This window comes from Enterobacter sp. DSM 30060 (assembly GCF_013375955.1).
In the GTDB taxonomy this organism is placed as follows: domain Bacteria; phylum Pseudomonadota; class Gammaproteobacteria; order Enterobacterales; family Enterobacteriaceae; genus Enterobacter; species Enterobacter intestinihominis.
The window spans coordinates 501642-517016 of sequence record NZ_CP056118.1 but is presented as its reverse complement, the minus strand read 5'-3'; the positions used below and the strand labels follow the sequence as shown (position 1 = coordinate 517016).

Annotated in this window: 10 protein-coding genes, 1 tRNA gene, 3 rRNA genes and 1 other annotated feature; of the genes, 9 read left to right on the top strand and 5 right to left on the bottom strand. The window is 52.3% G+C overall.

The features are described 5' to 3' along the window. Nucleotide 1: 1 nt before the first annotated feature. Nucleotides 2-127, bottom strand: a sequence feature (Phe leader region). From pheL to bamD, 3 genes are all read right to left on the bottom strand, one after another. Next, nucleotides 79-126, bottom strand: a complete 48-nt coding sequence (pheL, locus tag HWQ15_RS02410; protein ID WP_100229775.1) for a pheA operon leader peptide PheL — start codon at nucleotides 124-126, stop codon at nucleotides 79-81. It overlaps the preceding feature by 48 nt. 103 nt (nucleotides 128-230) lie before the next feature. Beyond that, entirely contained in the window at nucleotides 231-572 is a 342-nt protein-coding gene (raiA, locus tag HWQ15_RS02405; protein WP_006811628.1) for a ribosome-associated translation inhibitor RaiA, read from the bottom strand. A gap of 267 nt (nucleotides 573-839) precedes the next feature. Next, the gene (gene bamD, locus HWQ15_RS02400) at nucleotides 840-1577 is read right to left on the bottom strand and encodes an outer membrane protein assembly factor BamD (protein WP_003863164.1); all 738 of its coding nucleotides are present in this window, start codon (nucleotides 1575-1577) and stop codon (nucleotides 840-842) included. A gap of 131 nt (nucleotides 1578-1708) precedes the next feature. On the opposite strand from bamD, the gene rluD reads away from it, so the two are divergent. The 9 genes from rluD (at nucleotide 1709) to HWQ15_RS02355 (ending at nucleotide 13565) form a co-directional block, all read left to right on the top strand. Beyond that, complete coding sequence (rluD, locus tag HWQ15_RS02395; protein WP_176587373.1) at nucleotides 1709-2689, top strand: 23S rRNA pseudouridine(1911/1915/1917) synthase RluD; 981 nt, start codon at nucleotides 1709-1711, stop codon at nucleotides 2687-2689. Further along, nucleotides 2686-3417 (top strand): purine nucleoside phosphorylase YfiH, encoded by a 732-nt coding sequence (yfiH, locus tag HWQ15_RS02390; RefSeq protein WP_023298396.1) that lies wholly within the window; start codon nucleotides 2686-2688, stop codon nucleotides 3415-3417. The genes rluD and yfiH overlap by 4 nt, the downstream gene beginning before the upstream one ends. 129 nt (nucleotides 3418-3546) lie before the next feature. Next, the gene (gene clpB / locus HWQ15_RS02385; RefSeq protein ID WP_045308384.1) at nucleotides 3547-6120 is read left to right on the top strand and encodes an ATP-dependent chaperone ClpB; all 2574 of its coding nucleotides are present in this window, start codon (nucleotides 3547-3549) and stop codon (nucleotides 6118-6120) included. Between the two features lie 426 nt (nucleotides 6121-6546). Then, nucleotides 6547-8088, top strand: a 16S ribosomal RNA gene (locus tag HWQ15_RS02380). Nucleotides 8089-8172: 84 nt separating this feature from the next. Further along, nucleotides 8173-8248: transfer RNA gene (locus HWQ15_RS02375), tRNA-Glu, on the top strand. Between the two features lie 183 nt (nucleotides 8249-8431). Then, nucleotides 8432-11337: ribosomal RNA gene (locus HWQ15_RS02370) — 23S ribosomal RNA — on the top strand. A 71-nt stretch (nucleotides 11338-11408) separates the two neighbouring features. Then, nucleotides 11409-11524 (top strand): 5S ribosomal RNA (rrf, locus tag HWQ15_RS02365). Together the 16S, 23S and 5S rRNA genes with 1 tRNA gene alongside form the textbook arrangement of a ribosomal RNA operon. A gap of 129 nt (nucleotides 11525-11653) precedes the next feature. Next, a complete protein-coding gene (locus HWQ15_RS02360) occupies nucleotides 11654-12106 on the top strand; it encodes a DUF4385 domain-containing protein (RefSeq protein WP_032622345.1) in 453 nt (150 codons plus the stop codon). 151 nt (nucleotides 12107-12257) lie between these two features. Beyond that, the gene (locus HWQ15_RS02355) at nucleotides 12258-13565 is read left to right on the top strand and encodes an MFS transporter (protein ID WP_063149203.1); all 1308 of its coding nucleotides are present in this window, start codon (nucleotides 12258-12260) and stop codon (nucleotides 13563-13565) included. On the opposite strand, the gene HWQ15_RS02350 is transcribed toward HWQ15_RS02355, so the two are convergent. Further along, complete coding sequence (locus HWQ15_RS02350; protein ID WP_022649053.1) at nucleotides 13562-13885, bottom strand: YfiM family lipoprotein; 324 nt, start codon at nucleotides 13883-13885, stop codon at nucleotides 13562-13564. The two genes, HWQ15_RS02355 and HWQ15_RS02350, sit on opposite strands and share 4 nt — an antisense overlap. A 45-nt stretch (nucleotides 13886-13930) precedes the next feature. Then, the gene (gene pssA, locus HWQ15_RS02345) at nucleotides 13931-15286 is read right to left on the bottom strand and encodes a CDP-diacylglycerol--serine O-phosphatidyltransferase (protein ID WP_063149204.1); all 1356 of its coding nucleotides are present in this window, start codon (nucleotides 15284-15286) and stop codon (nucleotides 13931-13933) included. Nucleotides 15287-15375: the final 89 nt, after the last annotated feature.

Genomic DNA, 15375 nt, shown 5'->3' with positions numbered 1-15375 from the left:
AATAAAAAAGGCCTCCCGGTGTGGGAGGCCTTATTGTTCGTCTTCGCATTCTTTATCACACGACGAAACGCCTCCCGGTCAGGGGAAGGTAAAAAAGAATGCGAAGAAAAACGGCGTCTGTTTCATTAGGTCATCCTGAAATTGATAGGGTTAAAGTACCTGTACTGTTTTGATCCTGTCAATAAAAAACGCGCCCGAAGGCGCGTTGTCGGTACACTCAATTTAAAGGATTACTCTTCTTCAACTTCTTCCGCGAAGCTGGCGTCTTTCACCGATGTTGTGGCGCGACGGGCTTCACCTTTGTGTTGCACTTTATTGAGCTGCCGTTCCAGCTTGTTGATCAAATCGTTAATTGCGGTGTACATATCCTCGTGTTTAGCGCTGGCGACCAGATGGCCGTTTGGAGTATTGATAGTTGCATCAGCGACGAAACCCTGCGGCTCCTTGGACAGGATGATATGTGGATTAATCAAATGTGTTTGCCATTTATCCAGTTTGGCGAGACGGTCTGCGACGTGCTGGCGGATTGCCGGAGTAATTTCCATTTGTTTACTGGTAATGTTCATTGTCATAAATTTTACCTCTTGTCTTTCCGTCTTGGTGATTCCAGCATACCCGACCTAATGTCAAAATGTGTGATTTGGATCACGTTATTTTGTCGGTTTTTGTCAGGGAATCTTTTTTGTGAGGCAGGGCAGGAAGAGGTGAGATTTACCTTGTCGAAGCCAGCAATTGCGGTCATAGTTGACTGGATGTGTTGAAGCTAAACCGCTTCAGCGTAAGTCTGAAAGAATAAAAAAACGGCAGCCTGCGGGCTGCCGTTATGCGTTGTAGCGGTATCAGGTGTTGCTGCTGTTCGCGGCAATGATTTTCGCCACTTTGTCAGCCTGAGCCGTCATCTGCATCTGGCGATACGCATTCTCCATCAGCTTCAGGCCATCACGCGTGGCCTGGGTATCTGGATAATCACGCAGCATGCCTTCTACACGGTTAACCACGGCAACCCATGCGCCACGGCGAGTGTAGTATTCCGCGACGGAGTACTCGTATTTCGCCAGACGATCTTTCAGGAACACCAGACGCTTAGTGGCATCGGTAATGTACTGGCTGTTCGGGTAGCTACGCACCAGTTTGGAGAAGTCATTGAAAGCATCACGCGCATGTTGAGGGTCACGGTCAGAACGATCCACCCCGAAGAAGCCCTGCAATGCACTGTCATCCAGCGCCATGTTAGTCAGGCCGCGCATGTACATCACGTAATCGATGTTAGGATGGGTAGGGTTCAGACGCATGAAACGATCGATCGTTGCCTGAGCCAGCGGCAGATCGGCATTTTTATAGTAGGCGTAGATCAGATCTAACTGTACCTGCTGTGAATACGGACCAAACGGATAGCGATTATCCAACGCTTCCAGTTGCGTTATCGCCTGTTTCCAGTTACCGTCCTGCAACTTTTGTTGTGCAGTCGCATAGATTTCATTCGGCGGATTGTCAGGGACCTGTTCATTCGAACCGGAGCAGCCCACCAAAGCCAGGCTCAACGTGGCCGCTGCCACCAGATATTTCATGCGCGTCATGACGTTTTGACTTTCCTCAAATGTTTGTCCGGGAGAAACTCAGTTCCTGCTCCCGATTAAGACCAGCTACAATAGCACACTATATTAAACGGCAAAGCCGTAAAACCCAACGTTAAACGAAGAAGCAGTTTATGACACAACGAGTAGAACTCACCGCAACAGTCTCCGAAAATCAGCTCGGTCAACGCTTAGATCAGGCTTTGGCCGAATTGTTCCCTGATTATTCGCGTTCACGTATAAAAGAATGGATCCTTGACCAGCGCGTGCTGGTAAACGGCAAGATCTGGGACAAACCAAAAGAGAAAGTGTTTGGTGGGGAAGCTGTCGCCATCAATGCTGAAATCGAAGAGGAAGTCCGCTTCGAGCCGCAGGATATCCCGCTGGATATCGTCTACGAAGATGACGATATTCTGGTCATCAACAAACCGCGTGACTTTGTTGTCCATCCAGGCGCGGGTAATCCTGACGGTACGGTACTTAACGCACTCCTTCATTATTACCCGCCGATAGCTGACGTACCGCGTGCCGGTATCGTTCACCGTCTGGATAAAGACACCACGGGTCTGATGGTGGTGGCGAAGACGATCCCCGCCCAGACTCGACTGGTGGAATCTTTGCAGCTGCGCGAAATCACCCGTGAGTATGAAGCGGTGGCGATTGGTCATATGACCTCTGGCGGCACGGTGGAAGAGCCGATTAGTCGTCATCCAACCAAGCGTACGCATATGTCCGTACACCCGATGGGTAAACCGGCGGTAACCCATTACCGCATCATGGAACATTTCCGTATTCATACGCGCCTGCGTCTGCGTCTGGAAACCGGGCGTACTCACCAGATCCGCGTGCACATGGCGCATATTACCCATCCGCTGGTGGGTGACCCTGTTTACGGCGGTCGTCCGCGTCCACCAAAGGGCGCATCGGATGAATTCATCTCCGTGCTGCGTAAATTCGATCGCCAGGCGCTGCATGCGACGATGCTACGTCTTTACCACCCAATCACCGGAATTCAGATGGAATGGCATGCGCCTATCCCACAGGATATGGTGGAACTTATCGACACGATGCGCGCAGATTTCGAAGAACATAAGGATCACGTGGACTGGTTATGACCAAACTGATTGTCCCGGAGTGGCCGCTGCCTGAAGGCGTGGCCGCCTGTAGCTCGACCCGTATCGGTGGCGTGAGCCAGGGTGCGTGGGCGTCTTTGAACCTCGGTGCGCACTGTGGCGATAACCTGGAGCACGTCGAAGAGAACCGTAAACGCCTCTTTGCTGCGGGAAACCTTCCTTCAAAACCGGTCTGGCTTGAGCAGGTGCACGGTAAAGCGGTGCTGAAGCTTACGGGTGAGCCCTATGCGTCTAAACGCGCCGATGCTTCGTACAGCAATACGCCGGGAACGGTTTGCGCGGTGATGACCGCTGATTGCCTGCCGGTGTTGTTTTGTAACCGTGCCGGTACGGAGATTGCAGCAGCGCATGCGGGCTGGCGTGGCCTGTGTGAAGGCGTGCTGGAAGAGACCGTTGCCTGCTTCCAGGACGATTCTGCAAATCTCATCGCCTGGCTTGGCCCGGCGATTGGCCCGCAGGCATTTGAAGTGGGGCCTGAGGTTCGGCAAGCTTTTATGGAAAAAGATCCTCAGGCGGTTAATGCGTTTGTGGCATCCGGCGATAAATATCTGGCCGATATTTATCAGCTTGCCCGCCAGCGCCTTAATAATGTCGGCGTGACCCAGATCTTCGGCGGCGATCGCTGTACATTCACCGAAAAGGGTGATTTTTTCTCCTGGCGCCGTGACAAGACGACAGGCCGTATGGCAAGTTTCATTTGGCTGATATAACCTAAAGAATCAAGACGATCCGGTACGCGCCGTTTTCTTTTCACATAATTCAGGTTATTAACCTTGAATAATTGAGGGATGACCTCATTTAATCTCCAGTAGCAAATTTGACCTGTTATGGGAGGAGTTATGCGTCTGGATCGTCTTACTAATAAATTCCAGCTTGCTCTCGCCGATGCCCAGTCCCTCGCACTGGGGCACGACAACCAATTTATCGAACCTCTTCATTTAATGAGCGCCTTGCTGAATCAGGAAGGGGGATCGGTACGTCCTTTGTTAACGTCCGCTGGCATTAATGCCGGCCAGTTACGCACCGCCATCGATCAGGCGCTGAGTCGTTTACCGCAGGTAGAAGGTACCGGTGGCGACGTACAGCCGTCACAGGATCTGGTGCGTGTACTGAACCTTTGCGACAAGCTGGCGCAAAAACGTGGGGACAACTTTATTTCGTCAGAGCTGTTTGTTCTGGCGGCGCTTGAATCACGCGGTACCTTAACCGACCTGCTGAAATCCGCCGGTGCAACCACCGCTAATGTGACCCAGGCGATTGAGAAAATGCGCGGAGGTGAAAGCGTGAACGACCAGGGAGCCGAAGACCAACGTCAGGCTTTGAAAAAATTTACGGTCGATCTGACCGAACGTGCCGAGCAGGGCAAACTTGACCCGGTAATCGGTCGCGACGAAGAAATTCGCCGGACTATTCAGGTACTGCAACGCCGTACCAAAAACAACCCGGTGCTGATTGGTGAGCCTGGCGTCGGTAAAACCGCCATCGTTGAAGGGCTGGCGCAGCGTATCGTTAATGGCGAAGTGCCCGAAGGGCTGAAAGGCCGTCGCGTACTGGCGCTGGATATGGGCGCGCTGGTGGCCGGGGCGAAATACCGCGGTGAATTTGAAGAGCGTCTGAAAGGCGTGCTGAACGATCTGGCGAAACAGGAAGGCAACGTCATCCTGTTTATTGACGAACTGCACACTATGGTGGGGGCAGGTAAAGCTGACGGCGCAATGGATGCAGGGAACATGCTGAAACCTGCGCTGGCACGTGGTGAACTTCACTGCGTCGGTGCCACTACGCTGGACGAGTATCGTCAGTACATTGAAAAAGATGCCGCGCTGGAGCGACGCTTCCAGAAGGTGTTTGTCGCAGAACCAAGCGTTGAAGATACCATCGCGATTTTGCGTGGTCTGAAAGAGCGTTATGAGCTGCACCATCATGTGCAGATCACTGACCCGGCCATCGTTGCGGCGGCGACGCTTTCGCATCGTTACATTGCCGACCGTCAGTTGCCGGATAAAGCCATCGACCTTATCGATGAAGCGGCGTCCAGCATCCGTATGCAGATTGACTCGAAACCGGAAGAGCTGGACCGACTCGATCGCCGCATTATTCAGCTCAAGCTGGAACAGCAGGCATTGAACAAAGAGTCTGATGAAGCGAGTAAGAAACGCCTCGATATGCTCAACGAAGAGCTGGATGAGAAAGAGCGTCAGTATTCTGAGCTGGAAGAAGAGTGGAAAGCAGAGAAAGCCTCCCTCTCTGGCACCCAGACAATCAAGGCGGAGCTGGAGCAGGCGAAAATTGCCATTGAGCAGGCGCGTCGCGTAGGGGACCTGGCGCGGATGTCCGAGCTACAGTACGGCAAGATCCCTGAGCTGGAAAAACAGCTTGAGATCGCCACGCAGTCGGAAGGCAAAACCATGCGTCTGTTGCGTAATAAAGTGACGGACGCCGAGATTGCCGAAGTGCTGGCGCGCTGGACGGGGATTCCTGTAGCTCGCATGATGGAAAGTGAACGCGAAAAACTGCTGCGTATGGAGCAGGATCTGCATCAGCGCGTCATTGGCCAGAACGAAGCGGTCGAAGCAGTATCTAACGCCATTCGTCGTAGCCGTGCGGGGCTGTCCGATCCGAATCGACCCATCGGCTCGTTCCTGTTCCTGGGGCCAACCGGTGTCGGTAAAACCGAACTGTGTAAAGCGCTGGCTAACTTTATGTTCGACAGCGATGACGCGATGGTGCGTATCGATATGTCCGAGTTTATGGAGAAACACTCTGTCTCGCGTCTGGTCGGTGCGCCTCCGGGATATGTCGGTTATGAAGAGGGCGGTTACCTGACGGAAGCGGTTCGTCGTCGTCCTTATTCCGTCATCCTGCTGGATGAAGTGGAAAAGGCTCATCCTGACGTGTTTAACATTCTGTTGCAGGTGCTGGATGATGGACGCCTGACGGACGGGCAGGGAAGAACGGTCGATTTCCGTAACACGGTGGTGATCATGACCTCGAACCTGGGTTCCGATTTGATTCAGGAACGCTTCGGTGAGCTGGATTACAGCCATATGAAAGATCTGGTGCTGGGTGTGGTCAGCCAAAACTTCCGTCCGGAGTTCATCAACCGTATTGATGAAGTAGTCGTGTTCCATCCGCTGGGTGAGAAACACATTGCGTCGATTGCGCAGATCCAGTTGCAGCGTCTGTACAAGCGTCTGGAAGAGCGTGGGTATGAAATCCACATCTCGGATGATGCGCTGAAACTGCTGAGCGAGAATGGTTACGATCCTGTTTATGGCGCGCGTCCGTTAAAACGTGCAATCCAGCAGCAGATCGAAAACCCGCTGGCGCAGCAAATCCTTTCCGGGGAGCTGGTTCCGGGCAAAGTTATCCGTCTGGAAGCCAACGAAGACCGAATTGTGGCAGTGCAGTAAGTCACAAAACGCAAAAACGGGCCGCTTGCGGCTCGTTTTTGTTTAAAAACCAGGCAAGAATTAAGGTCTGAGATGTGTTTTGCCTGGAAAGTGAGCAGTCAGTAAATAATTTTCACTTTGCACTTGCAGCCTCAGAATAATTCCCTATAATGCGCCTCCACTGACACGGAACAACGGCACGCAAGCCGCCGGGTCAGCAGAGAAAAGCAAAATAAACGCTTGACTCTGAAGCGGGAAAGCGTAATATGCACACCCCGCGCCGCAGCGAAAACGTAGCGGCACTGCTCTTTAACAATTTATCAGACAATCTGTGTGGGCACTCAAAGTGACATGGATTCTTAACGTCCTCGGACGAAAAATGAATACCAAGTCTCTGAGTGAACATACGTAATTCATTACGAAGTTTAATTCACGAGCATCAAACTTAAATTGAAGAGTTTGATCATGGCTCAGATTGAACGCTGGCGGCAGGCCTAACACATGCAAGTCGAACGGTAACAGGAAGCAGCTTGCTGCTTCGCTGACGAGTGGCGGACGGGTGAGTAATGTCTGGGAAACTGCCTGATGGAGGGGGATAACTACTGGAAACGGTAGCTAATACCGCATAACGTCGCAAGACCAAAGAGGGGGACCTTCGGGCCTCTTGCCATCGGATGTGCCCAGATGGGATTAGCTAGTAGGTGGGGTAACGGCTCACCTAGGCGACGATCCCTAGCTGGTCTGAGAGGATGACCAGCCACACTGGAACTGAGACACGGTCCAGACTCCTACGGGAGGCAGCAGTGGGGAATATTGCACAATGGGCGCAAGCCTGATGCAGCCATGCCGCGTGTATGAAGAAGGCCTTCGGGTTGTAAAGTACTTTCAGCGGGGAGGAAGGCGACAGGGTTAATAACCCTGTCGATTGACGTTACCCGCAGAAGAAGCACCGGCTAACTCCGTGCCAGCAGCCGCGGTAATACGGAGGGTGCAAGCGTTAATCGGAATTACTGGGCGTAAAGCGCACGCAGGCGGTCTGTCAAGTCGGATGTGAAATCCCCGGGCTCAACCTGGGAACTGCATTCGAAACTGGCAGGCTAGAGTCTTGTAGAGGGGGGTAGAATTCCAGGTGTAGCGGTGAAATGCGTAGAGATCTGGAGGAATACCGGTGGCGAAGGCGGCCCCCTGGACAAAGACTGACGCTCAGGTGCGAAAGCGTGGGGAGCAAACAGGATTAGATACCCTGGTAGTCCACGCCGTAAACGATGTCGACTTGGAGGTTGTGCCCTTGAGGCGTGGCTTCCGGAGCTAACGCGTTAAGTCGACCGCCTGGGGAGTACGGCCGCAAGGTTAAAACTCAAATGAATTGACGGGGGCCCGCACAAGCGGTGGAGCATGTGGTTTAATTCGATGCAACGCGAAGAACCTTACCTACTCTTGACATCCAGAGAACTTTCCAGAGATGGATTGGTGCCTTCGGGAACTCTGAGACAGGTGCTGCATGGCTGTCGTCAGCTCGTGTTGTGAAATGTTGGGTTAAGTCCCGCAACGAGCGCAACCCTTATCCTTTGTTGCCAGCGGTTAGGCCGGGAACTCAAAGGAGACTGCCAGTGATAAACTGGAGGAAGGTGGGGATGACGTCAAGTCATCATGGCCCTTACGAGTAGGGCTACACACGTGCTACAATGGCGCATACAAAGAGAAGCGACCTCGCGAGAGCAAGCGGACCTCATAAAGTGCGTCGTAGTCCGGATTGGAGTCTGCAACTCGACTCCATGAAGTCGGAATCGCTAGTAATCGTGGATCAGAATGCCACGGTGAATACGTTCCCGGGCCTTGTACACACCGCCCGTCACACCATGGGAGTGGGTTGCAAAAGAAGTAGGTAGCTTAACCTTCGGGAGGGCGCTTACCACTTTGTGATTCATGACTGGGGTGAAGTCGTAACAAGGTAACCGTAGGGGAACCTGCGGTTGGATCACCTCCTTACCTTAAAGAACCTGCCTTTGTAGTGCTCACACAGATTGTCTGATGAAAAGTAAATAGCAAGGCGTCTTGCGATTGAGACTGTACGTCCCCTTCGTCTAGAGGCCCAGGACACCGCCCTTTCACGGCGGTAACAGGGGTTCGAATCCCCTAGGGGACGCCACTTGCTGGTTCGTGAGTGAAAGTCACCTGCCGTCATATCTCAAAACTGACTTGCGAGTCATGTTTGAGATATTTGCTCTTTAAAAATCTGGATCAAGCTGAAAATTGAAACGACACATCTTTAATGGTGTGTTCGAGTCTCTCAAATTTTCGCAATCAGAAGTGAAACATCTTCGGGTTGTGAGGTTAAGCGACTAAGCGTACACGGTGGATGCCCTGGCAGTCAGAGGCGATGAAGGACGTGCTAATCTGCGAAAAGCGCCGGCGAGGTGATATGAACCTTTGACCCGGCGATGTCCGAATGGGGAAACCCAGTGCAATCCGTTGCACTATCGTTAACTGAATACATAGGTTAACGAGGCGAACCGGGGGAACTGAAACATCTAAGTACCCCGAGGAAAAGAAATCAACCGAGATTCCCCCAGTAGCGGCGAGCGAACGGGGAGCAGCCCGGAGTCTGAATCAGCTTGTGTGTTAGTGGAACGGTCTGGAAAGTCCGACGGTACAGGGTGATAGTCCCGTACACGAAAGCACACATGCTGTGAACTCGAAGAGTAGGGCGGGACACGTGGTATCCTGTCTGAATATGGGGGGACCATCCTCCAAGGCTAAATACTCCTGACTGACCGATAGTGAACCAGTACCGTGAGGGAAAGGCGAAAAGAACCCCGGCGAGGGGAGTGAAAAAGAACCTGAAACCGTGTACGTACAAGCAGTGGGAGCCTCTTTATGGGGTGACTGCGTACCTTTTGTATAATGGGTCAGCGACTTATATTCTGTAGCAAGGTTAACCGTATAGGGGAGCCGAAGGGAAACCGAGTCTTAACTGGGCGTTAAGTTGCAGGGTATAGACCCGAAACCCGGTGATCTAGCCATGGGCAGGTTGAAGGTTGGGTAACACTAACTGGAGGACCGAACCGACTAATGTTGAAAAATTAGCGGATGACCTGTGGCTGGGGGTGAAAGGCCAATCAAACCGGGAGATAGCTGGTTCTCCCCGAAAGCTATTTAGGTAGCGCCTCGTGAACTCATCTTCGGGGGTAGAGCACTGTTTCGGCTAGGGGGCCATCCCGGCTTACCAACCCGATGCAAACTACGAATACCGAAGAATGTTATCACGGGAGACACACGGCGGGTGCTAACGTCCGTCGTGAAGAGGGAAACAACCCAGACCGCCAGCTAAGGTCCCAAAGTCATGGTTAAGTGGGAAACGATGTGGGAAGGCACAGACAGCCAGGATGTTGGCTTAGAAGCAGCCATCATTTAAAGAAAGCGTAATAGCTCACTGGTCGAGTCGGCCTGCGCGGAAGATGTAACGGGGCTAAACCATGCACCGAAGCTGCGGCAGCGACGCTTATGCGTTGTTGGGTAGGGGAGCGTTCTGTAAGCCGTTGAAGGTGTCCTGTGAGGGGTGCTGGAGGTATCAGAAGTGCGAATGCTGACATAAGTAACGATAAAGCGGGTGAAAAGCCCGCTCGCCGGAAGACCAAGGGTTCCTGTCCAACGTTAATCGGGGCAGGGTGAGTCGACCCCTAAGGCGAGGCCGAAAGGCGTAGTCGATGGGAAACAGGTTAATATTCCTGTACTTGGTGTTACTGCGAAGGGGGGACGGAGAAGGCTATGTCAGCCGGGCGACGGTTGTCCCGGTTTAAGCATGTAGGCGGAGGTTCCAGGTAAATCCGGTACCTTATTAACGCTGAGGTGTGATGACGAGGCACTACGGTGCTGAAGTGATAAATGCCCTGCTTCCAGGAAAAGCCTCTAAGCATCAGGTAACACGAAATCGTACCCCAAACCGACACAGGTGGTCAGGTAGAGAATACCAAGGCGCTTGAGAGAACTCGGGTGAAGGAACTAGGCAAAATGGTGCCGTAACTTCGGGAGAAGGCACGCTGATATGTAGGTGAAGTCCCTGCGGACGGAGCTGAAATCAGTCGAAGATACCAGCTGGCTGCAACTGTTTATTAAAAACACAGCACTGTGCAAACACGAAAGTGGACGTATACGGTGTGACGCCTGCCCGGTGCCGGAAGGTTAATTGATGGGGTTAGCGGCAACGCGAAGCTCTTGATCGAAGCCCCGGTAAACGGCGGCCGTAACTATAACGGTCCTAAGGTAGCGAAATTCCTTGTCGGGTAAGTTCCGACCTGCACGAATGGCGTAATGATGGCCAGGCTGTCTCCACCCGAGACTCAGTGAAATTGAACTCGCTGTGAAGATGCAGTGTACCCGCGGCAAGACGGAAAGACCCCGTGAACCTTTACTATAGCTTGACACTGAACACTGGTCCTTGATGTGTAGGATAGGTGGGAGGCTTTGAAGCGTGGACGCCAGTCTGCGTGGAGCCAACCTTGAAATACCACCCTTTAATGGCTGGTGTTCTAACGTAGACCCGTAATCCGGGTTGCGGACAGTGTCTGGTGGGTAGTTTGACTGGGGCGGTCTCCTCCCAAAGAGTAACGGAGGAGCACGAAGGTTGGCTAATCCTGGTCGGACATCAGGAGGTTAGTGCAATGGCATAAGCCAGCTTGACTGCGAGCGTGACGGCGCGAGCAGGTGCGAAAGCAGGTCATAGTGATCCGGTGGTTCTGAATGGAAGGGCCATCGCTCAACGGATAAAAGGTACTCCGGGGATAACAGGCTGATACCGCCCAAGAGTTCATATCGACGGCGGTGTTTGGCACCTCGATGTCGGCTCATCACATCCTGGGGCTGAAGTAGGTCCCAAGGGTATGGCTGTTCGCCATTTAAAGTGGTACGCGAGCTGGGTTTAGAACGTCGTGAGACAGTTCGGTCCCTATCTGCCGTGGGCGCTGGAGAATTGAGGGGGGCTGCTCCTAGTACGAGAGGACCGGAGTGGACGCATCACTGGTGTTCGGGTTGTCATGCCAATGGCACTGCCCGGTAGCTAAATGCGGAAAAGATAAGTGCTGAAAGCATCTAAGCACGAAACTTGCCCCGAGATGAGTTCTCCCTGAGACCTTGAGTCTCCTGAAGGAACGTTGAAGACGACGACGTTGATAGGTCGGGTGTGTAAGCGCAGCGATGCGTTGAGCTAACCGATACTAATGAACCGTGAGGCTTAACCTTACAACGCCGAAGCTGTTTTGGCGAAGAGAGACAGACACGATTTTCAGCCTGATACAGATTAACAGAATTTGCCTGGCGGCTTTAGCGCGGTGGTCCCACCTGACCCCATGCCGAACTCAGAAGTGAAACGCCGTAGCGCCGATGGTAGTGTGGGGTCTCCCCATGTGAGAGTAGGGAACTGCCAGGCATCAATCAGGAAGAACCCCGTACCGGAAGGTGCGGGGTTTTTTGCTTTGTGCGCGGAAAAACATGCCGGATGGCGGCTTCCCCTTATCCGGCCTACAATTGTTAAAACGTTTTTAACAATGGTGCCGCTTTGACTCGTCCTTTTGATTACCAACAAGATTTTGCAAATATAAATTTTCGCGAACATCCCGAACGGTATCAGGTTGGCCGGGGTGAGCAGGGCGTATTGATGGTCGAGCCTTATAAAAGCGAAATCCTTCCACACTGGCGTTTTAAAAATTCTGAAGTCGCAGCGCGTTCGGCACAAGAGATATACGCTCTCTTTGAAGAGTACCGCAGTAAAAACGATTTTGTAGGTATGGATATGGCGCGTAAATTCATACAAATGGGCTATACCCGCGCCCGGCGATACGCGAATCATAAGGGCGGTAAAAAGTATGATGCGGAACGACAAGTCAAACCCCTCGATCACGATCCAGTGAAAGCAGAAGCAGCCGCAGTCTTCAAAAAGTGGTGGGATAAAATTCGTGCAGACGAAGATTACTTGCAGCGAAAAAAGGCCCACCAGCAGTCCTGGGGATAATTACTGCGTCCGCTAATAATTAGATAGCTGATCGAGTTCACAAAACGCAATGAAACATATTGGAAACATTTTATTTACCTAACGATTCGTTTTAAATCCGGTTTTACTGTTTGTGGGCAAAGGCCCGCAATGTGAGACAGGGGATATTAAAATGACAGAAACCGTAGCCAGTGCAGATACGGATAACACCAATTTGACAGGTAAGGATACTCGCCGTCGGGTTTGGGCAATCGTTGGGGCCTCATCAGGAAACCTTGTAGAGTGGTTTGACTTTTACGTCTATTCATTTTGTTCACTCTACTTTGCGCATATCTTTTTCCCGTCAGGGAACACCACAACTCAGCTTTTGCAAACCGCAGGCGTTTTTGCCGCCGGGTTCCTGATGCGCCCTATCGGTGGATGGCTATTCGGCAGGATCGCGGACAGGAAAGGGCGCAAGACATCCATGCTCATCTCTGTATGCATGATGTGCGTCGGCTCGCTGGTGATTGCCTGCCTGCCCGGTTATGAGACTATCGGAACATGGGCACCGGCGTTGTTGTTGCTGGCACGTCTGTTCCAGGGGCTATCGGTCGGTGGCGAATATGGCACCAGTGCGACATACATGAGCGAAGTGGCGGTTGAAGGGCGCAAAGGTTTCTATGCATCATTCCAGTATGTAACCCTCATTGGCGGACAGCTACTGGCGTTACTGGTTGTGGTGATCCTGCAACAAATCCTTAGCGATGAAGATTTGCGCGCCTGGGGCTGGCGCATCCCGTTTGCTATGGGCGCTGCCCTGGCGGTTGTCGCCCTGTGGCTACGCCGTCAGCTTGATGAAACCTCTCAACAGGAGGTCAGGGCGCTGAAAGAGGCGGGCTCGATGAAGGGGCTCTGGCGAAACCGCAAAGCATTTTTGATGGTGTTAGGTTTTACCGCCGCGGGCTCGCTAAGTTTCTATACCTTCACCACCTACATGCAAAAATATCTGGTTAACACCACGGGCATGCATGCAAACGTTGCGAGTGTCGTCATGACGGTGGCGTTACTCGTCTTTATGCTCATCCAGCCGATTGTCGGCGCGCTGTCGGACAAAATTGGTCGCCGTACCTCCATGCTGATCTTTGGCGGCATGCTAACCCTGGGTACCGTTCCGCTTTTGACGGCGCTACAGCATACAACCTCTCCGTATACCGCTTTCGCTTTAATCATGGTGGCGCTCATTATTATCAGTTTTTACACGGCAATCAGTGGCATTTTGAAAGCGGAAATGTTTCCCGCACAGGTGAGGGCGCTGGGTGTAGGCCTGTCTTATGCGGTCGCGAATGCCCTGTTCGGCGGTTCGGCAGAGTATGTCGCGTTATCCCTTAAGTCATGGGGCAGTGAAACGACCTTCTTCTGGTATGTCACCGTTATGGGGGCGCTGGCGTTTATTGTCTCGCTGATGCTGCATCGCAAAGGAAAAGGTATCCGCCTTTAATAATGCGCCATCTGCCAGACGGCGTAGCCGGTTGTTGCCCCGGCTACGTCCCAGGCAAAATCTTTCCAGCTCCAGCCACTTCCCGAGGGGCGGCTATCCCAAAGTTCTTTTGATGCCCCCAGGCTGATGGAGAACATCAGGCCTATTGTGGCACTTCGATCCCTGCTATAACCCTGGTGCAGCGCATACTCATTACCCGCAGCGGACATCATTGCAGACGCCAGAAAGTGCTGAGCTTTATCCTGACCCGACCAGTTATCATTAGCCATATGGCTGCAACCTGTCAGCAAAAGAGGGATTATCAGGCAAGGCGTACGCATTAACAGGCTCCATAAAAAAGCCCCGTCGATGACAGGGCTCGTGTATTACAGAATGCGGCTGATGAGGCGATCGATACGGATCCGACGTAGACGGCGAATCAGCTTGCGAACTTTCACCGGGTAATCAGCGATGCTTTGCAGATCGCGATAATGACGAACCACTGTGGTATGCGTGCGTATAAGCTCCAGCTCACGATCGCGTTTCGCGGCTAACGCATGCTGAGGATCGTGAATAAGAATGGCGTTTTCCAAATCCAGACGCCAGGCGCGTGGGTTCAGGTTATTACCGGTCAGCAGCATCCACTCGTCATCAACCCACATTCCTTTGAGATGATAACTGTTATCATCATCTTTCCAGAGGCGCACGACGAGCTGGTCCGTGTTCACATAGTACTGTAAACGGCTCAGAAAGCGGCGCAGGTTAATCTCATAGAGATAAGGCAGTGCGCCGATGATCTTGAAAGGCTGATCTTCCGGAATGAAAAAGTCGTTTGCCGTTTTATCCCCGACAATGATTTCCACCTTTTTACCATCACGCAGCAGCTGAATGATATTACGCACCAGAACGGCGGGAAGGTTGAAGTACGGGGTGCAGATGGTGAGCTTATGCTCCGCGCACGGCATCAAATGGAAGATAGTCTTGTTCAGGAGGCTGGATTTACCCAGGCCTACCAGAGGCGTAACGGACAGTTCTTCATTATTGGCATCACCCTGGAAACGATAAACCGCATCGCGCAGCTCCTGGCGGAAGGAGCGAACGTCGTTTTTGATTTCCGGGCTTTTCGGGCGATGAGGATCGTCAAGACGATGCACACCCCGGCCATGAACCAGGTTTTTATCAACCCAGTTGAACATGATGTCGGTCATCTGCGGATTACGGATAAGATGGTAGCGATCGTAACGGTATTTATCGAGCTGATGGAGATACACATCATTCAGACTGGCGCCGCTATAAAGGACGCTGTCATCAATGATAAATCCTTTAAAATGAAGAACGCCAAGCGCTTCACGGGTATTCACCGGTACGCCATATACCGGGATATCAATACCCGGATTTTCCTGGGCCATGCGGCAATACCAGTCAGCATTGGTATTCGAGGCAGCCGCACCAATACGGCCACGCTGAGCACGGTGCCAGTCAACCAGCACGCGAACATCCAGTTCCGGACGCTGACGTTTCGCTTCATAGAGCGCGTTCAGGATCGCACGCCCACCTTCATCTTGTTCAAGATAGAGCGCCACAATGCAAATACGTCGCGTAGCGCTGGCAATCTTTTCAAGAAGCGTCTCCCGGAAATGAGCGGGAGCATAAAAGAACTCTACATCATCAACTGACTGAGAAATCTTCGGTAGTTGAGCAAGGTGTTGTTGATGTTTATTACGCTTAAATTTTGACAACATCACAGTGCGTTTCTTCTCTGTTCATTGAAGGGTTGTCTGTACCAGGCAAACAACATAAGCGGACAATGATACCCCAGTGCCGGGAAAAG